The sequence below is a fragment of the Synechococcus sp. 1G10 genome (assembly GCF_002252625.1).
GTDB lineage: Bacteria > Cyanobacteriota > Cyanobacteriia > PCC-6307 > Cyanobiaceae > Regnicoccus_A.
Genome location: NZ_NQKW01000075.1, coordinates 1 through 641, shown reverse-complemented (window position 1 = coordinate 641; position 641 = coordinate 1). Strand labels below are relative to the sequence as shown.

1 protein-coding gene is annotated in these 641 nt (G+C 60.4%); it reads left to right on the top strand.

What is annotated here, in order from left to right; all coding sequences use genetic code 11:
• A partial coding sequence (locus CJZ82_RS17535) for a transposase (RefSeq protein ID WP_143593771.1) occupies positions 1 to 370 on the top strand: 370 nt, incomplete at its 5' end.
• Between the last annotated feature and the right edge of the window lie 271 nt (positions 371 to 641).

Genomic DNA, 641 nt, shown 5'->3' with positions numbered 1-641 from the left:
CCAGGAGATGGCAGCAGACCGCGCCGGTGCTCACCAGAAGACCATCGGCGCCGACAAGAACTACGACACGAAAGGGTTCGTGGCCGAGATGCGGCGGTTGGGCGTGACGCCCCACGTGGCGCAGAACACCGCCCGCAGCGGTGGCTCAGCGATCGATGCCCGCACCACCCGCCACGTGGGCTACGCCAAGTCGATCAATGCCCGCCGCGGCATCGAGAAGGTATTTGGCTGGATCAAGGCGTTCGGCGGGCTGCGCCAGTTCAAACTGCGCGGCCAGGAAAACGTGAGCGCCGTATTCGGTCTGCACGTGATCGCCTACAACCTGATCCGACTGGGCAACTTGCTCAGGCCCACCATGGCAGGAGCATGAGCCGCCAGTTGCCCAAAGGTGTGCTCAAGCGGCGGCAGTCGGGCCGCCAAAACAGCCCAAATGCGGCGAAATCGGGCTGTCTGAGCGCTTGAAACGACCCCATCTGACGAAATCACAGAGAAATCAGCTCGGAGTTGAGAAAATGCGGCTGCTTAGTCGGTTTTTCCGCAGACTCTTAAGGAACATCTGAAAAACCCGCTAAAATCAATCCAGATCCAAGACTGAGACTGGAACGGATGGCCGAACCCCTCCAGCTGGGCTTCACGGACTA